This is a genomic window from Komagataeibacter saccharivorans (genome assembly GCF_004348195.1).
In the GTDB taxonomy this organism is placed as follows: domain Bacteria; phylum Pseudomonadota; class Alphaproteobacteria; order Acetobacterales; family Acetobacteraceae; genus Komagataeibacter; species Komagataeibacter saccharivorans.
This window is the reverse complement of the sequence record NZ_CP036406.1, coordinates 82,219-105,773: the sequence shown is the minus strand read 5'-3', so window position 1 is coordinate 105,773 and position 23,555 is coordinate 82,219. Positions and strand designations below refer to the sequence as shown.

The 23,555-nt window shown below is 57.8% G+C and carries 20 protein-coding genes and 4 pseudogenes; 8 read left to right on the top strand and 16 right to left on the bottom strand.

What is annotated here, in order from left to right:
• Positions 1–8: 8 nt before the first annotated feature.
• The 6 genes and pseudogenes from KSAC_RS15700 to KSAC_RS15675 all read right to left on the bottom strand — a co-directional run.
• Positions 9–427 (bottom strand): annotated as a pseudogene (locus tag KSAC_RS15700) (transposase); the annotation flags it as partial.
• Positions 428–467: 40 nt separating this feature from the next.
• The gene (locus KSAC_RS15695) at positions 468–749 is read right to left on the bottom strand and encodes a hypothetical protein (RefSeq protein ID WP_132306708.1); all 282 of its coding nucleotides are present in this window, start codon (positions 747–749) and stop codon (positions 468–470) included.
• Positions 750–772: 23 nt separating this feature from the next.
• Positions 773–1,183, bottom strand: a complete 411-nt coding sequence (locus KSAC_RS15690; RefSeq protein ID WP_110548428.1) for a type II toxin-antitoxin system VapC family toxin — start codon at positions 1,181–1,183, stop codon at positions 773–775.
• Positions 1,180–1,449: an antitoxin gene (locus tag KSAC_RS15685; RefSeq protein ID WP_110548427.1), complete on the bottom strand. Its 270-nt coding sequence runs from the start codon at positions 1,447–1,449 to the stop codon at positions 1,180–1,182. The genes KSAC_RS15690 and KSAC_RS15685 overlap by 4 nt, the downstream gene beginning before the upstream one ends.
• A gap of 158 nt (positions 1,450–1,607) precedes the next feature.
• Complete coding sequence (locus KSAC_RS15680; protein WP_039733240.1) at positions 1,608–2,228, bottom strand: NIPSNAP family protein; 621 nt, start codon at positions 2,226–2,228, stop codon at positions 1,608–1,610.
• On the bottom strand, positions 2,225–2,569 hold the full coding sequence (locus tag KSAC_RS15675) for a YciI family protein (RefSeq protein WP_171789708.1): 345 nt from the start codon (positions 2,567–2,569) through the stop codon (positions 2,225–2,227). Before KSAC_RS15675 ends, KSAC_RS15680 begins: the two co-directional genes overlap by 4 nt.
• A gap of 116 nt (positions 2,570–2,685) precedes the next feature.
• Here KSAC_RS15675 and KSAC_RS15670 point away from each other — a divergent pair, with 116 nt between their 5' ends.
• Positions 2,686–3,582 (top strand): LysR family transcriptional regulator, encoded by an 897-nt coding sequence (locus tag KSAC_RS15670; protein WP_082084838.1) that lies wholly within the window; start codon positions 2,686–2,688, stop codon positions 3,580–3,582.
• A gap of 175 nt (positions 3,583–3,757) precedes the next feature.
• Here KSAC_RS15670 and fghA read toward each other — a convergent pair whose 3' ends face one another.
• From fghA to frmR, 4 genes are read right to left on the bottom strand one after another with little or no spacing between them, the layout of a single operon-like run.
• Complete coding sequence (fghA, locus tag KSAC_RS15665) at positions 3,758–4,585, bottom strand: S-formylglutathione hydrolase (protein ID WP_039733239.1); 828 nt, start codon at positions 4,583–4,585, stop codon at positions 3,758–3,760.
• Positions 4,586–4,609: 24 nt separating this feature from the next.
• Entirely contained in the window at positions 4,610–5,011 is a 402-nt protein-coding gene (locus KSAC_RS15660; RefSeq protein WP_039733238.1) for a VOC family protein, read from the bottom strand.
• Between the two features lie 59 nt (positions 5,012–5,070).
• Positions 5,071–6,180 carry an S-(hydroxymethyl)glutathione dehydrogenase/class III alcohol dehydrogenase gene (locus tag KSAC_RS15655; RefSeq protein WP_039733241.1) on the bottom strand — a complete coding sequence of 370 codons (1,110 nt, stop codon included), beginning with the start codon at positions 6,178–6,180 and terminating at the stop codon, positions 5,071–5,073.
• 41 nt (positions 6,181–6,221) lie between these two features.
• Positions 6,222–6,497: a formaldehyde-responsive transcriptional repressor FrmR gene (frmR, locus tag KSAC_RS15650; RefSeq protein WP_025829448.1), complete on the bottom strand. Its 276-nt coding sequence runs from the start codon at positions 6,495–6,497 to the stop codon at positions 6,222–6,224.
• A 497-nt stretch (positions 6,498–6,994) separates the two neighbouring features.
• Here frmR and KSAC_RS15645 point away from each other — a divergent pair, with 497 nt between their 5' ends.
• On the top strand, positions 6,995–7,465 hold the full coding sequence (locus tag KSAC_RS15645; RefSeq protein ID WP_132306706.1) for a GNAT family N-acetyltransferase: 471 nt from the start codon (positions 6,995–6,997) through the stop codon (positions 7,463–7,465).
• Positions 7,466–7,526: 61 nt separating this feature from the next.
• Here KSAC_RS15645 and KSAC_RS15640 read toward each other — a convergent pair whose 3' ends face one another.
• The gene (locus KSAC_RS15640; RefSeq protein ID WP_132306704.1) at positions 7,527–8,789 is read right to left on the bottom strand and encodes a cation:proton antiporter; all 1,263 of its coding nucleotides are present in this window, start codon (positions 8,787–8,789) and stop codon (positions 7,527–7,529) included.
• Positions 8,790–9,159: 370 nt separating this feature from the next.
• On the opposite strand from KSAC_RS15640, the gene KSAC_RS15630 reads away from it, so the two are divergent.
• Positions 9,160–10,065: a hypothetical protein gene (locus KSAC_RS15630; protein WP_132306702.1), complete on the top strand. Its 906-nt coding sequence runs from the start codon at positions 9,160–9,162 to the stop codon at positions 10,063–10,065.
• Between the two features lie 155 nt (positions 10,066–10,220).
• Here KSAC_RS15630 and KSAC_RS17735 read toward each other — a convergent pair whose 3' ends face one another.
• Positions 10,221–11,165, bottom strand: a complete 945-nt coding sequence (locus KSAC_RS17735) for a tyrosine-type recombinase/integrase (RefSeq protein WP_165927373.1) — start codon at positions 11,163–11,165, stop codon at positions 10,221–10,223.
• Between the two features lie 333 nt (positions 11,166–11,498).
• On the opposite strand from KSAC_RS17735, the gene KSAC_RS15620 reads away from it, so the two are divergent.
• Together KSAC_RS15620 and KSAC_RS15615 are read left to right on the top strand one after the other, a co-directional pair.
• Positions 11,499–12,680 carry a Fic family protein gene (locus KSAC_RS15620; RefSeq protein WP_132306698.1) on the top strand — a complete coding sequence of 394 codons (1,182 nt, stop codon included), beginning with the start codon at positions 11,499–11,501 and terminating at the stop codon, positions 12,678–12,680.
• Positions 12,681–13,303: 623 nt separating this feature from the next.
• A pseudogene (locus KSAC_RS15615) lies at positions 13,304–14,431 on the top strand (IS1182 family transposase); the annotation flags it as partial.
• Between the two features lie 212 nt (positions 14,432–14,643).
• Here KSAC_RS15615 and KSAC_RS15610 read toward each other — a convergent pair.
• From KSAC_RS15610 to istA, 4 genes are all read right to left on the bottom strand, one after another.
• Positions 14,644–15,858: an IS256 family transposase gene (locus KSAC_RS15610; protein ID WP_132304347.1), complete on the bottom strand. Its 1,215-nt coding sequence runs from the start codon at positions 15,856–15,858 to the stop codon at positions 14,644–14,646.
• 36 nt (positions 15,859–15,894) lie between these two features.
• Positions 15,895–16,947: an IS5 family transposase gene (locus KSAC_RS15605; protein WP_165927382.1), complete on the bottom strand. Its 1,053-nt coding sequence runs from the start codon at positions 16,945–16,947 to the stop codon at positions 15,895–15,897.
• Between the two features lie 187 nt (positions 16,948–17,134).
• Positions 17,135–17,914, bottom strand: a complete 780-nt coding sequence (istB, locus tag KSAC_RS15600) for an IS21-like element helper ATPase IstB (RefSeq protein WP_132306694.1) — start codon at positions 17,912–17,914, stop codon at positions 17,135–17,137.
• Positions 17,904–19,427, bottom strand: coding sequence for an IS21 family transposase (gene istA / locus KSAC_RS15595; RefSeq protein WP_132306692.1), 1,524 nt, complete (start codon positions 19,425–19,427; stop codon positions 17,904–17,906). The genes istB and istA overlap by 11 nt, the downstream gene beginning before the upstream one ends.
• Positions 19,428–19,546: 119 nt before the next feature.
• On the opposite strand from istA, the pseudogene KSAC_RS15590 reads away from it, so the two are divergent.
• From KSAC_RS15590 to KSAC_RS15585, 3 genes and pseudogenes are all read left to right on the top strand, one after another.
• Positions 19,547–19,777 (top strand): annotated as a pseudogene (locus KSAC_RS15590) (transposase); the annotation flags it as partial.
• 184 nt (positions 19,778–19,961) lie between these two features.
• A pseudogene (locus KSAC_RS17870) lies at positions 19,962–21,152 on the top strand (autotransporter-associated beta strand repeat-containing protein); the annotation flags it as partial.
• Complete coding sequence (locus tag KSAC_RS15585; RefSeq protein ID WP_243705410.1) at positions 21,153–23,501, top strand: beta strand repeat-containing protein; 2,349 nt, start codon at positions 21,153–21,155, stop codon at positions 23,499–23,501.
• Positions 23,502–23,555 lie beyond the last annotated feature (54 nt).

Genomic DNA, 23,555 nt, shown 5'->3' with positions numbered 1-23,555 from the left:
AATCAACACCGTAGGCGCTGGCGCAGGGCAGCATCGTCCGCTCCGGTAGAAACATACCGCGCGACACGCCTGGCAACACCAACAAGCGCACAGGCTCGGCGTTCACTCAGGGCCAGAGCTTCCTGAATGTGTCGGACCGCCTGCCGTTTCGCGACAGGCGTTACCACTTTTTTCCAACAATTTCCTTCAGTGCCGCATTATCCAGCATGGCATCCGCCAGAAGACGTTTCAGGCGGCTGTTTTCATCTTCCAGCGCCTTCAGCCGTTTGGCCTCGGATACCTCAAGGCCACCATAACGGGTCTTCCATTTGTAGAAGGTCGCGTCACTGATCCCGTGCTTACGGCAAAGATCAGAGACCTTCAGCCCGGATTCCTGTTCCTTCAGGATCCCTATGATCTGCTCTTCCGTAAAACGACTGCGCTTCATCCGTCCGTATCCTTCTCGATCGGACTCTACTTTTAAATGGTTACATTTCCGGGGGGCACGTCACTCCGTAGCGACTGAGCTGACGTGCTTTCACCTCAATTTTTTCGTTCGCGGGGCCACGCAAATCGTAACCGTTATTACCGCGTGCCTCTCGAGCTCCACCGATGAATCGCGCGATCACATGCTCCGAGACTTCGCCGAGCACTGCAGAGAGCGTTTCACGCCCCAGTAGCGGCGACGCAATGATAAACGAGAGCGCTGCCTGTACCTCGGCGTGTGCCGCCAAGATACCGTTAAGATCTGCCGTAACGTCCTTCAGCACTCGTTCCTCCTTTGCTGGACTCGCTACGCAGTGGCGAGCCAGTTTTCGACCTTCAGGCCACATACACGCTCGAACTCACCAGTGTTGGCGGTGACGAGTACCGCGCCGACGGCACAAGCATGAGCGGCAATTAAGAGATCGTTCGGGCCGATCGGCGTTCCGGCCGCCTCGAGATCCGCCCGGATGCGGCCGTATTCAGCGTCGACAGGGAGCTCAAGGGCGAGCACGGTGGTGTTCTCCAGGATCGCCTCGATCTGCGCCATCAGTTTCGGCGAGCCCTTCTTCACGCAGCCATAACGAAGTTCGGCGGCGGTAATGACGCTGACGCATATCGCGTCGTCACCGACAGACACGATATGTCGAGCGACCATACCCTGAGGATTCCGGGCCAGATCAGAGATGATATTGGTGTCCAACATGAAGAGCGCGGTCACAGGTCGATGTCCCGCGCCGGCAGAAGTGTGCTGTCGACATCGGGAAAAGCGTCTTCGGGTGGTAGTGGCTCCAGTTCAGCAAGGACGGCCAACAAACGCTTTCCAGGCACAGGTTCGATGATTAGCCGTGACCCCTCCCGGTGTATCAGCACCCGCTCACCGGGAAGCTCGAAGTCGACCGGAATGCGAACCGCCTGGCTCTTGTTGTTCCGAAAGAGTTTGGCCTCACGCGGGGGCGAGGCATCCAGCTGGCGATGGTAATGCATGTGATGCTCCGTGTATATCCAGTGCATATACACGGAGCAGTGGCGGCTTTCAAGCGGCGTCTTCACGGCTGCTTTGGGGGGGGTAACAGAATGTCGGTTATCAAGCGACAAGGCTGGCAAAGCAGTCATTCATGGGAACATTTGTGAGCTTTTCGTCGTCACCGTAATGGCGAGAAAGTTTCCGGTAAGCAAAGGCAGGACTGGGCATGAATAATTTGCTCAGGCCCTCCTTTTGGCGGCCAAAGTCCGTCCACGTAATGTTGCTGACGCAGAATATTGCGTTGTTCAAAGCTGTCGAAGGCCCAGATATGGCAGATGCGTGACGCACCATCCAGCGCGAACATGTTGGTGATCAGGTGGCGGGTATAGGCTTGTGCAGGCTTCAGAGCACTCTGCCACGCTTTCAGGGTCGGTTCCAACCCTCCAGCTTTTAAACTGTAAGTTCGGATTTCATAGAGTCCACCACATTCACCAAACTCCGGGGGTTTAAGAAACGGAAAGCCTTCAAACGCCTCAGCTTCTATTAAAACGTCGTTCATCTTGATACCGAAGGGCGTTCTGGACTCCAGTGTTCTGTGCCGCGCCTTAAGCAAGGCATCCTGACAGGAAAAGGAACGCAGCAGGAGTAGCGTTCCAAGTTCACCGATCTCCGTTCGCCATACCCCTGTGAGGCTTCCCGCAACAGGATTCAGGGTATCCGAGAACCGTGCTTTCAGGAGACGGGAGAGGGCTGGCACTCCCAAAACATCCGTCCGAAAGCGAATCATTTCATAGATCATGAGTGTTCTTCGGATGGGAATAGAGATTGCAGTTCCACGGGCGGTTTGCCGGTCGATAGGTTGGACAGGCAACCGAACAGCGGATCCCACTCTTCAATTCGAAGATCACAGATCAAACCTTCCGGCGAGAACGGATCCCGAGCCACCATCGCTTCAATCTCCTGCCGATTGGCACCTTTCATGATCAGAAAACCTGACCGCAATGGGGTGCCTTTCAGCGGACCAGAAGCCAGAAGACTACCTTCCTGAATGAGGCGCTTGAGATACAGCACATGCGCCACGACATGCTGCCCCCACCCGTCGCCGTCCGGATGATCCATTCGCACAAGATAAATAGGCATTCTAAAGAGCTCCATCGGAGAAGATGCTTGCCGATCAATCAGCAGGCTCAACATATTCCTCTTTTTTAAGAGATAAATTGTCGATAGAAGATGTCAGTCACAACTGAGGATGATGAATGCTTGATCGTTTGACCAGTATGAAGGTTTTCATCAAGGTTGTGGAACTGGGGTCTTTTGCCGCGGCCGCTCAGCGTCTGACCTTATCGCCGCAGATGGTGGCCAAACATATAGAGGCTCTGGAGCGTCATCTTGGCACGCGCCTGCTCCATCGGACGACACGTCGTCAGAGCCTCACAGAAATAGGGAGTCTTTACTGCGAGCAATGTCATCTCGTCCTGAAGGCTGTCGAGCGTGCTGATAATCTTGCCGCCAACACGCTGGGCGAACCACGTGGTACACTTGCTGTCAGCGTACCAGTTACCTTCGGGCGGACCATGTTCCCCATGTTTCTACATAATTTTCGGAAGAAATTCCCGAAGGTACGATTACAAGTATCCCTTACGGATCAACTGGTTCATCCGACGCTGGATGGCCATGAAGCTGTCATTCGTATTGGCGAGCCAGATCCCGATCTTACGGTCGTCAGTCGCCCTCTGGCCTCATATTCCCTCACGGTCTGCGCAGCGCCTGCCTATCTCGAAAAATTTGGCGCTCCGGACAGTCCTGAGGAACTCGCCCGGCATCAGTGTCTTGTCTACGAAAACTCTGCAAATTCTGTACGAACAGCATGGCACTTTATACGAAAGACCTGCACACGATCTGTCATGGTTTCTGGCACTGTGACGTCCAACGACTGGGGCTTTCTATTGGCCCTCACCTTGTCAGGAGAGGGCATAGTATTGGGTTCTGAACAGGCCTTGAAGCCCGAACTTGATTCTGGCCGCCTTGTCCGCATTCTATCCCAGTGGAGAGTTCCTGGTCGCCCGATGCATCTGCTTTACAATGCCGGCCCTGCTATGACCCCAAAACTGCGGAGTTTCGTTATCGAAGTTCAAAACGCCTTTCCGCCATGACATCTGAGATATCCTACGATGCTCCGGCGCGTCGAAAGGTCCATGCTCTTCGACGGTACGCTCAAGCCCACACGGCAAGCTGCCAGCTGATTTCACAGTTTGAAAGATGCCCCTAACAGATTTCATCTCCACTCAAAGCCAGAAAATTCCGGATCCCAAAAGACAGACAATCTATTCATCGTAGTTTACTCACGAAATATCTGAGATGATCTGCAATAAAACTGGCTACAAAATAATAGCTGTGATCGTAATCAGGACGAAGATTCAGGATGAGTTCCTGCCCTGCATTCTGTGCGGCTTCCTGGAACAGTTCTGGCCTGAGCTGTTCTTTCAGAAACTGGTCCGCCAGACCCTGATCTATCAGAACAGGCAGTCTTTCCTTCGCTGTCCGCACAAGTTCAAGCGGGTCATAGGCTGCCCAACTGGCACGATCCGGCCCCAGATAAGCACTGAATGCTTTTTCACCCCATGGTACCTGCGTTGGTGCCACAATGGGTGAAAAGGCTGACACAGAACGATAGCGGCCAGGATTACGCAGCGCGATCATGATGGCGCCAAATCCACCCATCGAATGTCCCGCAATGCCTCGCTGCTGCGTAACCGGAAAGCTCGCCTCAATCAGCGCAGGAAGTTCCGTGACGACGTAATCATACATCCGATAATGCACAGCCCACGGCTCCTGCGTCGCATTGAGGTAAAATCCGGCACCCTGTCCAAGATCGTACGCATCGTCATCAGCCACACCCACGCCCCGTGGACTGGTATCCGACGCGACAATGGCGATGCCCAGTTCTGCGGCCACGCGTTGCGCGCCAGCCTTGCCAATGAAATTCTGCTCCGTACATGTCAGACCGGAGAGCCAGTAAAGAACGGGAACCTTTTCAGTTTTTGCCTGCGGCGGCAGGTAGATCGCGAAGTTTGCTTCCACACCCAACGACACGGACTTGTGTCGCCAGACTTCCTGCACGCCCCCAAAAGAGGCGTGTGTTTCCTTGCGTTCCATGGCTCTCACTGCCTTTTGCGCATGTCAGTTACCGTCCGTGAAGGTATAAGTGCAGATCTTGTTCCCTGCCGGATCCCGGAGATAGGCAGCGTAAGCGCCCGGTAAGTGGCTTCGCGGACCGGGTGCGCCTTCATCGGCTCCCCCATTGGCAAGACCTGCGGCATGAAAAGCCTCCACTTCGGCGGGTGTCGCTGCTGCAAAACCGATGGTGACACCGTTGCTTGAGGGCGCTTCACCGTTGCCTGGACGTGCAATGATGAAGGCTGGCTTTTCGCGGCCATACAGAATCCACCCATGCCCGAACGGCCCCAGGTTTTTTATGCCCAGAGCCGCAAGCGCGGCGTCATAGAATTTCGCGGATACCGCAGTATCCACTGCCCCAAGAAAAACATGAGAGAAAACACCGTCACCGGAAATAACTGCCATGATCGTTCTCCTGTAATTTCCAACCATTGGAAATGATGTTGCGCGGTGAGACGCAGACCTTAGAAATGAATGACGGAACGGATGGATTTTCCTTCATGCATCAGATCGAAGGCCGTATTGATGTCTTCGAGCGGCATGGTGTGGGTTACGAAAGGCGCAAGTTCGATATCGCCACGCATGGCATCTTCGACCATGCCGGGAAGCTGGCTGCGTCCCTTGACCCCACCGAAAGCCGAGCCGCGCCACGAACGCCCCGTCACAAGCTGGAAGGGACGGGTCGAAATTTCCTGACCGGCCCCTGCCACCCCGATGACGATCGACTGCCCCCACCCACGATGCGCGGCTTCTAACGCCGCGCGCATGACGTTGACGTTTCCGATACATTCAAATGTATGATCAATACCCCAGCCGGTCATTTCCACAAGAACCTGCTGAATCGGTTTGTCATAATCCTTGGGGTTGAGGAATTCCGTGGCGCCGAATGCTTTGGCAAGTTCAAACTTTTCCGGGTTGGTATCAATAGCGAAAATCCGGCCAGCCTTTGCCTGTCGCGCTCCCTGAATGACCGCGAGACCGATCCCGCCCAGACCGAAGACGGCAACCGTATCTCCCGGCTGCACCTTGGCCGTGTTGTGTACCGCACCAATCCCTGTGGTGACGCCACATCCCAACAGACAGACATGCTCTGGATTGGATGCGGGATTGATTTTTGCCAGAGAAACCTCGGCGACAACCGTGTATTCGCTGAACGTCGAACACCCCATGTAATGATGGATCGGCTGACCTTTGTAGGAGAAGCGTGTCGTGCCATCCGGCATCACGCCTTTACCCTGTGTGGCGCGCACTGAAATGCAGAGATTGGTTTTTCCCGACTTACAGAACAGACATTCACCGCATTCCGCCGTGTAAAGCGGAATGACATGGTCGCCGGGGGCAACGCTGGTGACCCCTTCTCCGACCTCGATGACAATTCCCGCGCCTTCGTGACCCAAAACGGCTGGGAACAGTCCCTCGGGATCATCCCCTGACAGGGTAAACGCATCAGTGTGGCACACACCCGTATGCGTGATCTGCACGAGCACCTCACCAGCACGAGGAGGCGCTACATCGATCTCGACAATCTCAAGGGGCTTACCCGCCTCGAAAGCAACTGCGGCCCGTGATTTCATGATTTTTTCTCCAAATAACCTATCAGCCAGCATCGAGGGCATTACCGGAGATAGGATCGAACGAGTGACACCACATTCTCGATCGAACCACTGGCAGCATCACGATCACCGGCACACTCAACAAATTCTTCCCGCAGGTGGCTTTCGAGAACACCGGCCATTAATCCGTTGATCGCTCCCCGGATAGCCGCCACCTGTTGCAGCACCGGACCGCAATCAGTTCCCTTCTCCAAAGCCTGTTCCAGCGCATCAAGTTGCCCGCGAATACGGCGCACGCGGGTCAGAACGCGCTTTTTCTCAGCCGGTGTGTGCGGCACGAACGCTTACTCCCGAATATACTACCCTTGAGTATCCTTTTCATACTATGGGGCAGTATGTAAGGGATATAAGGAACGTGCTTGTCATATGATCCGATCACAATTCCGTATTGCTGAAATTTTCACCATAACGTCCATGGGTTGCCTGTCTGTGTCTTGGGATCATTCAATAGGTGCAATCAGTGAGATCCAGACAATCTCTGCAACGAGGCTTTGAAGCGCTGATGTCCGCTATTTGGCAAACAACCTTGTGGTCCAAACGACCGAGATGAGGCGGAAACAGCCTGTCCGCTCTGTTTCCATTGAGGCAACAGGCAGTTTTGCGGGGAGAACGGTGCCGCGCTTTGGAGCGGACAAACGATGCCTCCTGCCGCTCATGCAACTTGGTATGATGCATATTTTAAGGCACATAGTGAACTATCATCGCGATGCTGTTGTATGGTTCTTATTCCCCGAGAGAACCATGGGACGCGGAAGGTTACACTGAGAAAAAGTCGATGACACATGAAATCCGCCTCGCCACCCCCGAAGACCTTTCCGCTGTCGAGACCATCGTACGACATGCCTATAGTCTTTACGTCTCTCGCATTGGGCGCAAACCGGGTCCGATGCTGGATAATTATGCTTCCCTGATCCACAGCGGGCGCGTTCACGTTGCCGTTCATGATGGAACAGTTCAAGGCATCCTTGTCCTGCTCCGGGAGACCGATGCCATGCTTCTCGACAACGTGGCGGTCGCCCCCGCTGCGCAGGGATTGGGTATAGGGAGAAGACTGCTGGAGTTTGCGGAAAACACAGCTTCCGAGGCAGGTTTCAGTCACATCAGGCTCTATACCAATGAGGCCATGACTGAAAACCTCTCCCTCTATCAGCGCATCGGGTATGCCGAGACGCATCGCACCGAGGAAAAGGGTCTTCGACGCATTTACATGGTCAAGACACTGCCCGAATGTCCTTGCTCGCCGTGAAGATAAATGGATCGTCTGCGATAACTGATCAAAATCGGGACAAGGAGATGGGGAACTGGCATTACTGCGGCAGTTCGGAGGACGAGGGATAAAGTCTGCAGGCAACCCGCTCCATGGTCAGTCCCTGCACGATGATGGTAAACACGACGACGCCGTAACAGACCGGCAGCAGCAGGTCGCGCAAGTTTCCGGGCGGCAACCCAAGCGCCAGCGAAACCGAAATGCCGCCACGCAGACCGCCCCAGGTCAGGATCCCAAGAACACGGCCCCGTTCCCATTGCCTGAGATGAACCGGAAGCGTTGAAAACAGCACGCTCAATGCCCGCACGGCAATGGACAGCGGGATCACGGCAAGTGTCGCCAGCACCGTAAACAGATGCGGCGTGATCTCAAGGATTTCAAAGCCGATCAGCATGAACAGCAGGACGTTCAGCACCTCGTCAATGAGTGTCCATGCGATATCGAGTTCCTTTCGGGATGCCTCATCGAAAACGGAATGGCTATAGCTTGTTCCAAAGCACAGTCCTGCCACGACGACGGCAATCGCACCCGACATGCCAAGCTGGTTGGCGATGCTGAAGGTTCCGGTCGCCAGAGCGAGCGATGTCAGCAGATCGATATGCGGATCCCGCTGTCCCTTAAGCACACGGAGCGCGATCCATCCGGTCAGTGCTCCCAGCAGGCCGCCACCGATCGCCTCGCGGCAGAAGCTGAGAGCAATCTCGGAGACAGTTACCCCCTGACTGTCCCCGGTCGCCAGCCCGATCGTGACACCGAAAATGACAACGCCCACGCCGTCATTGAACAGACTCTCTCCTGCAAAAACGGCCTGAAGCGGTCCGGGCAGTCCGAGACGTTTCAGCATGCCGACGACCGAAACCGGGTCGGTTGGTGCGAGAATGGCGCCAAGGACGATGCACCATGCAAAAGGAATGGCGTGGCCTGACAGGGGGAAGACGTACCATGCCGCGATCGCCAGAAAGGCAACAGCCAGAACGGTTCCCAGAACAGAGAGGGCGGCCACAGAGGCAAGCTTTGCGCGCAGATGTCCGACGTTTACCTGCGTGGCCCCGGCAAACAGAAGCAGGGACAGCGCACCATTCAGAAGGGCCGTGGGAAGATTGATCGCTCCGAGAACAGATCGCGGGAGAGCCTGAAGGTCATAGCCCGGTATCAACGGATTCAGGATCATGACCAGCAGGGAAGCCAGCAATGAGAAGACCAGCACGCCAATCGTCACAGGAAGGCGAAACGTGTGGTGATTGAGAATGCTGAACCCTGCCGAAAGAGTCAGAAGCAGGCCGAGGAGGCTGATGGTATCCATGCCTTCACCGCTGGCCGCTCCCACTCCCTACGTCAAGAAAAACCGGCGATAGGTCGCTATTGGAGGAATCTGACAGTTCGTTGAACGGCGGAGACGAGGGCGGAACCTGCTTGTCTGCTTGTCAAGCACTAAGCGGACACACTGCTTTCGCCCCAACGCTCGCCGCAATGCATACCATCGCCTTCGCAGGGTTCATGCTGAAAAACGTAGCCGAACTCCTCATGCAAAGTGCATAACACCCTCTAGGGAAAAACTCATGGGCTACATGATAAGATAACATTTCATCAAGTGATTGGAAATGAATATGAACTGAATATTACTCTTAATTTGATCAAAAAACATGAGGCGATTAGTGCAAGTCAAGGATCTGATGAAACCCGATGGACGGGTATTTTTAAAAAGCGTCTTTGGTCAAATCAGTGACGAATGGCCGTGTATTTCGTTCTCTCGCCCTTCCGTAGGGAATATGCTGAGGCGGGAGTTTGTCCCTAGCCGTGATATTCTGATCTATGTCGGAACACTTAATGGTAATCTGACCGAAGATCCCGAACATCGTGGCAGGCTGATTGCAGCTGTCGTGATCGAGCCGAGTCAGGTGCTTGAAACGCGCCGAATCATATCGAAAAATTTCTGGCCGAACTTAGGCGAGCAGTGGCCCCATGCCATGGCGGTTCTCAAGGCGGCGGTGATGGAAGGACCGCCTTATCCGAAGGCTCATGACGTCATTCCAAATGCATATCGTAAGTTCGCGCTGATGGAAAACCGAGGGGGCATCGTCGAAGCTATCGGCGAAGAGCGTGCAGCGGTTATGGCGTTGCCAATTACTCCGTTGGACCTACATCTATCGCCTGAGGTACAAGCTTATATCAATATCCGGGCCAGTGTTTCCGGAACACCCAAAAGTATTCGTGAAGAGGCAACACGGATGGCCGACCTCATTATCAATCGCGTGCGTAATGGTGGCACCCAACGCATTGTCACCAATGCCAATCGCACGGCTCCAAACATATCCGATCTTTACCCAATGCTGACTCGAAAATGGCAGGTCGATCAACGCGGACTATGCGCCCTGTGCGGCGGTCTCCTGTTGCCAGGAACAAGGAATAAAATGCTTCAGCCCTCTGCTGACCGAATAGATAGTAGTAACGAAGCATATGATGAAGATAATGTTCATATAACTCATCTGGCCTGTAATCTAGCCAAAAACAAATATGGAACTAACGATTTTGAAGAATGGCTCGTAACTCTGCGTGGAAATGCCCCCCGCAACGAATGAAAGATCGATAAAAACCGGCTCTTTTGACTGACTTGATGGAAGTTTAGTGCGTAGCTGAGCACAATTGTCCATATAAGCTGCGCATGTCCGCTATACGGAATGCAACCAAGAGCACCGCAAGTCTCCAATGAGGCGCAACCGGCCATTTCCTCCCGTCACAACCCGACCTTCCCGGCCGGACTGTCCACCACGAGATCGAGCAGCTCGATATAGCCCCGCGTGCTGCGCGGATCGCGGTGACGGACATGACGGCGGATTTCCTCCTCACGCACGCCGCCGAGATAGGCTTCGGTGATGAAGCCGGAACGCAGGCCATGCGGCGTCAGCCGGCCGAGGATTTCCGGCGCGAACCCGGCCATCTCCCCGCGTCGGTGCAGGATCTGGCGCACGGCATCGGGATGCAGTCCGGTGCTGCCGATCCGGCCCGAGGCCTCGACCTTGCGGAACAGGGGGCCGACCCCACGGCGGGCCACATCCATCCAGCTCTCCAGCGCGCGGACCGGGCAGGTTTCGGGCCGCTGCCCGCGGGCGAGGCCGATCACCGCCCCCTCCCCCGTCTGGTCGGTCTTGCTGGCCCGGATGCCCAGCTGCAGGCCGTGCGCCATCGGTGTCAGGTCCTCCACCTGCAGTCCGACCAGTTCCGAGCGGCGCAGGCCACCGGCGAACCCGACCAGCAGCAGCGCCCGGTCGCGCCGTCCCCGGGGCGACAGGTCACAGGTGGCCAACAGATCCATCAGCAGGGCCCGCCGTACCGCCACGGGTTTGCGGACCGGCCGGTGCTGCGTCCGCAGCACGCCCTGCAGCGGCCCCTGGATGGCCCGGTGGCCTGCATTCCAGGGCCAGTCGCCGGACCGGTGGGCCTTGCCGATGGCGGCCAGACGGCGGCGGATGGTACGCGGGGAAAACACCCCGGCGAGGCTGGCCAGATAGGCCCCGACGGTTTCGGGTGCCGCGGGCAGCGGCTGGAACCCGGCCTGCCGACACCAGACCTGGAAGTGCGCCCAGTCGGCCCGATAGGCGCGCAGCGTCGCCGGCGCCGTGGCGTGGCTCGCAAAACGGATGGCGGTCTCCAGCGCCGCACTGGCTGCCGGGGTAAGCAACGGACCGCCCGTCTCCCTGTCCGCGGCGGGGGAAAAGCCTGGAGCCACTCTCCGGGCAGGCAACCGGTCCGCGGGCGTTTTGGCAGTCATGGAGACAGGATGGCAGCCGCAGGCGCTCCATTCAACCCGTTTCAATGCCATCACACGCGATAAGGGGAATTATCGCGTCTGGTAAGGTCAATGCAGGGAAGTCCGCCCCCGGAAAAACCGGCTTTCCTCCCGACCGGCAAGGGAAAAGCTTTAACATGGTCGCTCATGATATCCTGTGATAAAGGTTTCGTCCTGTTCCTTAATTACTTACGTGTGCGGTCGTCCCCACGGAAAGGTTAACCCATGCGACGCGAGGATCTGGCAGGTGGCATCCGGGAAACCCTGCAGCGGCTTCCCCCTCCCTATGCCCAGCATTACGGTGTCGTGCCGCCCCCGCCCCCGGATGGAAGCCTCGTGCTGGGGGCCGTTGGTGCCCGGCACGGAGCAGCGCAGACTGCTCTTGGCGAAATTACCGCCCTTGCCCGCACCCTGCCCGATCCGTACCTGATCAGCCGGGTACTCGGCCGGCGCGAGGCGGTCAGCAGTTCCGCCCTCGAAGGCACGCACAGTACGCTCAGTGAACTTCTCGTCGTGGATGAAGACGATCACGGCGCCACGCAGGCCGTCCGGCAGGTCCGTGATTATGCCCGGGCCCTGGAGCATTTCCTGCCCCGTGCCATGGAAAGCGGACGGGACCTGTTCCGGCGGGATCTTGTGCAAGCGCTCCACCGCGCCGTGGTCGCACATGATCCCGGCTACCGGGACGTGCCAGGAAGACTGCGTCAGGACGTGGTCTGGATCGGGGGCACCGGTCATATCGCCTATTCCACCTATAACCCGCCCCCGCCGGATCAGGTTGCACCATGTCTGGAAGCGACTCTGGCCTACATGCGCGAAGACGGGATGCAGATGATGACCCAGTCCCTGATCACGCGCCTTGCCGTTGCCCATGCCCATTTCGAAGCCGTCCACCCCTTCCATGACGGTAACGGTCGGGTCGGGCGTCTGCTGATCCCGCTCATGATGGCGGCCGAGGGCCAGGTGCCTCTTTATCTGTCGCCCTATATCGAGGCCAACCGGCAGGCTTATTATGACGCTCTCAAGCGGGCGCAGCAGCGGCTGGACTGGCCCCCGCTGATCGGCTTCCTGTCGGATGCCATCAGCCAGACGGTCCGCGAGATCAAGGTCACCCGGGCGGCGACGCAGGCCCTGAAGACCGCGTGGCTGACCCGGCGCGCCTTCCGTAGAGGGTCGGCGGCCCTGCGGACCCTCGCCCTCCTGACGGATTACCCGGTACTCACCGCCCCCCGGCTGAGCGCCCTGCTGGAGATCACTGCGCCTGCCGCCCATACCGCCCTCGCCCAGCTTTGCCAGGTCGGGATCCTGACAGAGCGCACCGGTTATACGCGCAACCGGATCTATGCCGCAGAAGAAGTCCTGCTGCTGCTCAATCGCCCTTTCGGGGAGGAACCGGCTTCGTTTTAACCGCGCAATCGGGATATTCTGTCGCTTTCCTGCGGTTAAGCGGACGGCGGTTATGGGGGAAAGCGGAAGGCCTGCTGTCGAGCAAAACGATCTTTGGAAGCGGACGTCTCACCACCCCTTATACAGGTCAGGGCTTGGCTTATGCCCCGCTCCGATTTTGTTCTATCCAGGTCCGGTCAGCGGCGTATAGACCCAACCTAATGGCCGGTCGGTCCCGATTTCCGTCCAGTGCCCCTGTTCATCACAGACAGTGTAATGCATGCCCTGTACGGCTACCCCGGCATTGGGACCATTCGGCCATTTGTGAATATTGGCGCCCTGCGTCATGACCACAGTTCGTTTCAAACCGGATGACGACGGACAGGATAGCCGATTTTTGTTTTCCGCATTCGAGGGGGGCAGGGCCGGCTTGGCGAGTTCATCGGTAGTCCTGGACGCAGATTGGTCATCTGACATTTGGCGAACGACCTGCACGATGGTTGGGTTGGCTTTGACTGATGCTACTGATGAAGGTGTTGTTCCGCCTGGATGAGCGTGAATTGCGAGACTTCCCAACGAAAACAGCCCTAACAGCCTGTCGGGTTGGGGTACCCCTTGAAGCGGCGAGGGTATAGTATGTTGGGATGAGCCGCTTCATTCCCTTTGACCGATCTCAGCCGTATCTTCTGCCGCCTGATCTGAAGTCGTGGCTTCCGGCGGACGATATGGCGCATTTCATTGTCGCAACCGTTGAGCGGGTTCCGATGGGTGCGTTTTCCGTTCCGGTGCGCACGGGCGGCAAGGCGCAGTATCATCCGCGCCTGATGCTGGCCCTTCTGATCTTCAGCTATGCGAACGGGCTGTTTTCCTCACGCCGGATCGAGCGGGCGACCTATCGCGATATCGGGGTGCGCTTCGTGGCGGCGAACCTGCACCCGGATCACGACACGATTGCTGCTTTCCGCCGGACAAACCGGGTGGCCATTGAAGCTGCATTTGCACAGGTTCTGCTTCTGGCGCGCGAGATGGGCCTGCTGCGTCTGGGCGTGGTGTCGATCGACGGCACCAAAATCGATGCCGACGCCTCGAAATACCGTTCGGTGCGCTACGACCGGATCAAGGCCCTACGTGAACAGCTGGCGGTGGATATCGCGCAACTGATGGAACAGGCAGAGCACGCGGACGCCACAGACAGTGATCCGCAGGCCTTGCCGGAAGAGCTTGCCCGACGGGAAACGCTGAAAGCGAAGCTGGACGAAGCCTGCGCCCGACTGGAAGCCGATGCGAAGGCGAAGGCTGAGGCAGCGCGACCGGCATACGAGCAGAAAAAAGCCGCATATGAGGCAAAAACAGGGCGTCGCGGCCGGGCGCCGAAACCGCCGGATGATGAACCACCACCCGAGAGACAGATCAGCCTGACCGATCCCGACAGCCGCCTCATGCGGCGTTCGGACGCCCACGAGTTCCGGCAGGCCTACAATGCCCAGGCCGTGGTCTGCGCCGAAGGCAGCCAACTGATCGTGACAACCGACGTTGTCGCGACGTCAGCGGACGCGCCGTCCTTTGTCGGCACGGTGCTGTCGATGGAAAATACAATCGGTCTCCCGAAAACGGTTCTCGCCGACACCGGTTACGCCAGCGGGCAGGCCGTCCGGGACCTGCGGAAAAAAGGCATCGATCCACTGGTTGCCATTGAACGGCCATGTCCCCGTAGGCCTTACGACTTCCGGCCGCCTGGAGGGATCGAAGAACTATTGGTCGATGTACCTTGGTTTTGATTTTGGGCTTTTGGCGTGCTGATTGACGCTATCTGGGGTAGCATTCGATCTGCGTTTTGAGCAGATCGAGTGTTGTCCCCTGCTGAATGATTACGCGCTCACGTTCAATCTTTCGAGGAAGAGGAAGCGGCGCATGTTGTAGACGATATTGGCCGGGAGTGTCCTGAAGTCTGTGTATCTGGCCTGGCCCATGAGTTTTCAGATACTCAAGCGGCGAAGCGCTCGCCAAACATTATGGCGAACTGGTTGCGGGCTGCAAACCATTCCCGCACATTCCGCCCGTCTTTCTCAAAGTTGCGGATCGCCAGGTAGATCAGCTTTGCTGCGGCATCGTCAGTCGGGAACGAACCGCGCGTCTTGATCGATTTGCGGATGACCCGGTTCAGGCTTTCGATGGCGTTCGTCGTATATATGATCTTGCGGATCGCCGGATCGAAGGCAAAAAACGGGATCACTTCGGCCCATGCCCGGCGCCATGCCGGGGCGATTGACGCGTATTTCCCGGCCCATTTCTCCTCGAACTCATCGAGCTCTGCGGCTGCCAGGTCAGCGGTTGCGGCCCCGTAGATCCGGCGCAGGTCGGCAGCCACGGCCTTGCGGTCCTTCCATGAGCAGAAGTTCAGGCTGTGGCGGACCAGGTGGACTATGCAGGTCTGAACCATCGCCTCGGGAAAGGCGGCGGTGATGGCCTCGGGAAAGCCTTTCAGCCCGTCCACGACCGTGATCAGGATGTCCTGGATGCCCCGGTTTTTCAACTCGTTCATGACCGAAAGCCAGAATTTGGCGCCTTCATTCTCGGCGATCCAGAGCCCCAGAACCTCGCGCACCCCCTCGCGGGTGACACCGAGGGCGACGTAAACCGCCTTGTTTTTAACGGTCCGGCTGTCAGCATCGCGGATCTTTACCCGAAGGGCATCGAAGATCACGATGGGATACATCCGATCCAGCGCCCGGCCCTGCCACTCCCGGACCTCGTCCAGCACGGCATCGGTGACGCGACTGATCAGGTCAGGAGAGACCTTCAGGCCATAAAGATCAAGCAGATGGGTCTGAATGTCCCGGACAGTCAGACCGGCGGCATAGAGACCGATGATCCTGTCATCGATCCCGTCAATTCGGGTCTGGCCCTTCTTTACAAGCTCTGGTTCGAAGCTGCTGTCGCGGTCGCGCGGCACCGTCAAAGGCAAGGCACCGTCCTGGCCTTTGAGCACTTTGGTCGTGGAGCCATTCCGCCGGTTCGACTGGCCCGGCGGGGCAGCCTTGCCTTCCTCATAACCCAGATGCGCGGTCAACTCCGCACCCAGCATACGCTCCATGAGCCGAATTTTCAGCTCCTTCAGCAGACCGGCATCGCCGAGCAGGTCTTCAGGACGCTCCACGTCCGTCAGCAGTGCGTCCAGGATTTCTCTCGAGATGGTCATTCATGCTTCCTTTCGGGACAGCATGGACCAGATCAGTCATACACAGAAGATCGGACACTCTCTATTGGCCAGGCCGATCCTCATAGTGGCTCGGGTGATACCGACAGTCCGGACAAACAGCCCCGTCTGTGACTTCTGATCGGCAAAGACATGCTCGACACGCGAGCGGATGACCGACTTTCCAGCATTTGATTTCTGGATATGCCGGGGCATAGGCTTGAGATGCGGCTTTTTGCGATGAACCTTGGAAACAAATCCCTGCTTTTCCATGAAGTCTTCGTTGGCTTTTGAGCGATAGGCCGTGTCAGCCCAGACACTTGAGGCCGTATTGGTTTTATCCAGCAGCCCCTCTCTCAATCTCGCGCCATCACTGGCGGCGGCATGCGTTGTTTTCCATTTCCGGATGAACCGGTATTTCCGATCGATGGAAACATGCGATTTATAGCCAAAGAACGGGATGGCGAGATCACTGGATGGCATGGTTCCATCATCCTGCCGCTTCGCTCTGGTGAACTTTAGCGTCCAGCGCGCATGACGATCCTTGTGCGACAGCTTTGACGGCTTGTCCTGCCAGTCTTCAGGCATACGTCCTTCCCGAAGATCGGCTTTCTCTGCGTTGGTGTTCCGCTGCTTTGGAGCCGCTACCAGTGTGGCATCCAGGATCTGGCCTGACATCGGCAAATACCCGGCGTTGCGCAGGGTCGCATCAAAGCGGTTGAACAGCCCATCGATCGCACCCGCCTGGGTCAGACGCTCGCGAAACAGCCAGACCGTTTTGGCATCCGGCACCCGATCTGAAAGTCCCAGCCCAAGGAAACGCATAAAGGAGAGGCGATCGTTGATCAGATATTCCGTCCGCTCATCAGACAAATTGTTGAGCGTCTGGATCACCAGAATTTTGAACATCAGCACCGGATCAAATGGCGGTCGTCCGCCTTTGCTTCCGTCAGAATACGCCAGAGCCTTCTCCAGGTCAGGGCGGAAGACTTCAAAATCCACAGTCCGGGAAAATGCTTCGAGCTGATCACCAAGCCCGCTCAGCCGGGCAAGCCGCTCTTCAACGTCAAAAAATCCCGCCTGCTTCATGATCCATACTCCAATCAACGCAAGGAAAATGGAATCACAGAGCAGACCTCAATACCAGAGGGTTTTTCGAACCCTCCAGGTGGCTGCACAGTATGGGATCCATCTGTTGATTTTCACTGAGAACTGACCCGGGTTTTTCATCAGGAATTGACCCAGCCAGCTGCTATTTCAGGCATAGTCGGGCGGGCGGTCAAGAAGAGGATCTGTCCTTTCTGTTTTTTGACGCGGCGGTGCTGGCACGGAACCTGTAGCTGTCATTTCCTGTCTCGAGGATATGACAGTGATGGGTCAGCCGATCGAGGAGCGCCGTTGTCATCTTCGGGTCACCAAAGACGTCTCCCCATTCACTGAAGCTCAGATTGGTTGTGATGATGACACGGGTGCGCTCGTAGAGGCGGCTGAGCAGATGGAACAGCAGGGCGCCGCCAGACGCGCTGAAGGGGAGATAACCGAGTTCATCAAGGATCACGAGATCCAGGCGGAGCAGCCTGTCGGCAATCTGCCCGGCCCGGTTGGCGGTCTTTTCCTGTTCGAGCGCATTGACCAGGTCGACCGTTGACCAGAAGCGCGCCTTCTTGCGGTGATAGGTGATCGCCTGGATGGCCAGCGCGGTCGCCAGGTGGGTTTTCCCGTTTCCCGGGCCACCGATCAGCACGACATTCTCAGTACGCTCGATGAAGTCCCCGCCATGGAGCTGGCGGATCATGGGCTCGTTGACCTGCGTATCGGCAAAGGAGAACCCGGACAGGTCCTTATAGGCGGGGAACCGGGCGGTCTTTGTCTGGTAGGCGATGGAGCGCACTTCGCGTTCGGCCAGTTCCGCCTTCAGGAGTTGTGAGAGGATGGGGATAGCCGCCTCGAAGGCAGGTGCGCCCTGCTCGATGAGGTCGGCTGTGGCCTGGGACATGCCATACATCCGCAATCCACGGAGCATGACGACAAGTGAAGCAGCGGCAGGATCATGACGCATGGCGGCTGTCCCTTCGCAGGATGTCATACCGCCCTGTATCGGCGCACGGTTCGTGTTCGAGCATCAGGGCCTGTGGGGCATCAAGCCGGGGAACCACGGTTCTCTTGGCATCGATCAGGCGATGAAGCGTATTGAGAACATGGGTCTTGGTCGCCACGCCGTCTTCAAGTGCCAGTTCAACCGCGCAGAGGACAGCCTGCTCATCATGCTGCAGCACAAGGGCCAGGATTTCAGCCATTTCCCGGTCGCCTCCAGGCCGCCTGAGCAGCTGATCCTGCAGGGTCCGGAAGGCAGCTGGCAATTCGGTAAACGGCGCGCCATTGCGTAGGGCGCCCGGTTTGCGCTGGATGACCGCCAGATAATGCCGCCAGTCATACACCGTGCGGCCTGGCACACCATGCGAACGCGTGATGATCCGGTCATGCACGCACAGAACCTGCCCTTCGGCGATAATGCGCAGCCTGTCGGGATAAACCCGCAGGCTGACCGGACGATTGGCAAAGGAGGCCGGCACGCTGTAGCGGTTGCCTTCGAACTGGATCAGGCAGGTTGGCGAGACGCGCTTGGTCTGTTCGACAAACCCGTCAAAGGGCCGCCCCGGCACCATGAGGTGAGGACGCTCGCTAGCATGGACCTCGGAGACGCTACACGGCAATTCAGCATGCGGCAGCCGTTCCCAACACTCCAGGCAGCAGGCTTCCAGCCAGGCATTCAGCGCCCCCAGATCAGGAAAGGCAGGCAGATCCTGCCAGATATGGCGTCGGGCATCCTGCACGGTCTTCTCGATCTGCCCTTTCTCCCATCCGGCTGCCGGATTGCAGAAGGTCGCCTCGAACAGATAATGGCTGGCCAGGGCCATGAAGCGCAGGTTGACCTGACGTGCCTTGCCAGAGCCAATCCGGTCCACGGCGGTCTTCATGTTGTCAAAAATACCCCGCCGTGGCACGCCACCGAGTACGCGGAAGGCCTCGGTAAGCGCATCAAAAAGCATCTCGTGGGTCTGCAGGGGATAGGCCCTGAGTATGAAGGCCCGGCTGAAGGACAGTTTGGTGTGGGCAACCTGCAGCTTGACGCGACGGCCGGCAATCACCGCCCAGTCCTCGCCCCAGTCAAACTGGAAGGCTTCCCCAGGCTGGAAGCACAGGGGCACGAAAACACCCCGGCCCGTTGTCTGGCGTGCCTGGTGCTGTTCGTGTTTCCATTGGCGGATGAAAGCGGCCACCCGTCCGTAGGATCCATCATAACCCAGTGCCACAAGGTCTTCATGCAGGCGTCGCGCCGTGCGCCGGTTCTTGCGGGGGCGGGCGGCTTCCAGAACCAGCCAGCCTCTCAATTTGTCAGCAAACGGGTCCAGTCGGCTGGGACGTTCGGGAACCTGGAACCGCGGTTCAATGCTCTCTGCCCGGAGATATTTCCGGATCGTATTGCGTGACGGTCCTGTCCGGCGTTCGATCTCGCGGATCGGAAAATGATCCCGGCGATGCCACCGGCGGATCACACTCAGAAGCTCCATGTCAATCACTCCAAAAACCCCCAGCAGATGATGCCGGGGAGTGTGGAGGCATGGGTCAAATCTCGATGAAAATTTCCGCCCTACCCGGGTCAGTTCTCAGTGAAAATCAACAATCTGCACTCGCCTCCATGGGAAAATGGACCATCGAAATCATCAGGCGATCCGATACGGCAAAGGGCTTTGAAATCCTGCCGCGCCGCTGGGTGGTTGAACGGACATTCGCCTGGCTGGGACGATGCAGGCGGCTGGCCAAAGATTGGGAAAAATCCATCGCCTCATCAACCGCGTGGACACTGATCGCTTCAATCCGCATGCTCACACGACGGACAGCAAGGCATTGTCAGGGTTGAAGAACTTTCGGATCGGGCTCTTAAAGATCGAGGGTGTCCTCAGCAGCTAAGCTCGCTCCTATATCTACTCTTGCTCCACGGCTGAAACTCTTGAACGTCAGCGCCGTTAGAGTAGTGGCATAATGGTTTCAAACTAAAAAATTACCCGAGAAGACGAGTCCTTACTTGTGTGGTAGGCATTGTAATGAAAAAGTTTTTCATACAGGAAAAAAGTAAACGCTTAGCAACATCTTTATTGTGCGGTGTTTGTCTTTGTGCTTTTAATAATTCTTACGCCAGCTCCGCGCCAGATAATGTAAAAATATTTAATCCAACAGAAGATAATACATCTTCAGAAATTATTACTGATAACGGTTCTTCTGTGTCTGTTGTGAAAAATGGTAGTGCTACACAGACTCTTACAGGAAATAACACCTACACAGGTTCGACAACGATCAACGGTGGGATACTAGCGCTTACAGGAGCCAATACCTATACGGGTCTGACCACTGTTAGTTCAGGGGCTGGATTGAATGTTTCGGATGGAGGAAGTCTGTCCGGGACGGCCGCCATTCATGATGACGGGTCAGTTACACTTTCTGATGGAACCGTCTCCATGACGAGCACGCCAACAGATAAAAACCACGGTCAGATTCTAGTTGGTATAAATTCCGGCTCGTCGGCAAGTCTGAATGTTGAAAGTGGAAGCGCCATTACTGCTAAAAATACGTATATTCAGGCTGGTTGGGCTGCTGGTAGTACAGGAACGATCACAGTAGATAGACATTCGACGATCAATTCTAAGCTGCTTCTTGTCGGGGAAGGAGGTAGGGGAATAGTTACCATTGAAGGAGCATCTTCTGCCACAGCCGCTGTGGTGGGGCTCGGTAATTCCAACGGCAGCACAGGTCAGATCTCGGTTACGGGAAATGACAGCACGCTGACAGCTTCTCAAGAGCTTTATGTCAATCTTGATGGCAGCGGAACGGTCTCCGTGAGTGATGGAGGTGTCATCAGTTCCGGTAGTATTTCGTTTGGGGATGGAGCGTCTAATAGTCAGACGGGTACATTGACGGTTGGTCAGGGTGGGACGCTGGAAGTTGGTGGCACAGATGGCATTGTTGCCGACGAAGGGAATAACGGATCTTATCAGTTTAATCTTTCTGGTGGTATACTGCAGGATACGGGCTCTGATTTAACCTCGTCTGTCAACGCAACGTTGGTGGATGGTACCGATTCTACAGTTGATACGAATGGTCTAAATACGACACTCTCTGGTGTTTTGTCCGGAAGTGGTAGTCTGACAGTATCCGATACATCCGGGTCTGGAGACGGAATTTTAACCCTGGCGGGTTCCAACAGCTATACGGGCACGACGGCGATCAGTGGTGGAACATTGCAGCTTGGTGATGGCGGCACCACGGGTGATGTCTCTGGCAGCGCGGCGATCCATGATAATGGCACACTGGCTGTTGATCGCAGCAACACGCTGACGCTGTCCCAGGCCATTGATGGTACGGGAGCCCTTGTCCAGAAGGGCACAGGGACAACCATCCTGGCGGGTTCCAACAGCTATACGGGCACGACGACGATCAGTAGTGGAACATTGCAGCTTGGTGATGGCGGCACCACGGGTGATGTCTCTGGCAGCGCGGCGATCCATGATAATGGCACGCTGGCTGTTGATCGCAGCAACACGCTGACGCTGTCCCAGGCCATTGATGGTACGGGAGCCCTTGTCCAGAAGGGCACAGGGACAACCATCCTGGCGGGCACGAACACCTACACAGGTGTGACAACGGTCAGTGGTGGCACGCTGGCCCTGTCTGGCACGGGTTCGATTGCGGACTCGAGTGGCGTGCATGATGATGCGGCGTTCGATGTTTCCGGTGTGACGGGTAGCGGTACGTCGATCCAGGCCCTGGATGGCAACGGAACGATTGCACTGGGCAGCAACACGCTGACCCTGACCAACGCCAACACCACGTTCGGCAACGTGTATTCCGGTGTGGCTTCGGGCCAGGGCGGGCTGACGGTTTCCGGTGGCACCGAGACGCTGACGGGCACGAACACCTACACAGGTGACACGTCTGTGGCCTCGGGTGCGGGTCTGGATCTTCCGGGCTCGGTGGCCGGCACGCTGACCACGGCCGGCACGACGGATGTCAATGGCGGCACGGTGGGTGGCACGACCACCAACAGCGGCACGCTGAGCGGCGAGAACGCCACCTTTGCCGCGATCGACAATACGGCCGGCACAGCAACGCTGGACGACAGCACGGCGGGTGCGGCGACCAACGCCGCGGGCGCAACCTTCTCCGCGACGGGTGGCACGCTGGCCAGTGCGGTGAACAGCGGCACGATGACGCTGGGTGCGGGCAATACGGTCTCGGGCGACGTCACCAACAGTAACGGCACGCTGACGCTGGACGGCGACACCATCACAGGCACGCTGGCTGCCAATGGCGGCACGTTCGACGTCACCAGCAACAATGCAACAGCCGGCTCCCTGGCGGGTGCTGGCAACGGCACGCTGGACGGAACCCTGACCCTGGCCAACGCCAAGGACACGTATTCCGGTGTGGCTTCGGGCCAGGGCGGGCTGACGGTTTCCGGTGGCACCGAGACGCTGACGGGCACGAACACCTACACAGGTGACACGTCTGTGGCCTCGGGTGCGGGTCTGGATCTTCCGGGCTCGGTGGCCGGCACGCTGACCACGGCCGGCACGACGGATGTCAATGGCGGCACGGTGGGTGGCACGACCACCAACAGCGGCACGCTGAGCGGCGAGAACGCCACCTTTGCCGCGATCGACAATACGGCCGGCACAGCAACGCTGGACGACAGCACGGCGGGTGCGGCGACCAACGCCGCGGGCGCGACCTTCTCCGCGACGGGTGGCACGCTGGCCAGTGCGGTGAACAGCGGCACGATGACGCTGGGTGCGGGCAATACGGTCTCGGGCGACGTCACCAACAGTAACGGCACGCTGACGCTGGACGGCGACACCATCACAGGCACGCTGGCTGCCAATGGCGGCACGTTCGACGTCACCAGCAACAATGCAACAGCCGGCTCCCTGGCGGGTGCTGGCAACGGCACGCTGGACGGAACCCTGACCCTGGCCAACGCCAAGGACACGTATTCCGGTGTGGCTTCGGGCCAGGGCGGGCTGACGGTTTCCGGTGGCACCGAGACGCTGACGGGCACGAACACCTACACAGGTGACACGTCTGTGGCCTCGGGTGCGGGTCTGGATCTTCCGGGCTCGGTGGCCGGCACGCTGACCACGGCCGGCACGACGGATGTCAATGGCGGCACGGTGGGTGGCACGACCACCAACAGCGGCACGCTGAGCGGCGAGAACGCCACCTTTGCCGCGATCGACAATACGGCCGGCACAGCAACGCTGGACGACAGCACGGCGGGTGCGGCGACCAACGCCGCGGGCGCGACCTTCTCCGCGACGGGTGGCACGCTGGCCAGTGCGGTGAACAGCGGCACGATGACGCTGGGTGCGGGCAATACGGTCTCGGGCGACGTCACCAGCAGTAACAGCACGCTGACGCTGGACGGCGACACCATCACAGGCACGCTGGCTGCCAATGGCGGCGTTCGACGTCACCAGCAACAATGCAACAGCCGGCTCCTGGCGGGTGCTGGCAACAACGCTGGACGGAACCCTGACCGCCCAACGCCAAGGACACGTATTCCGGTGTGGCTTCGGGCCAGGGCGGGCTGACGGTTTCCGGTGGCACCGAGACGCTGACGGGCACGAACACCTACACAGGTGACA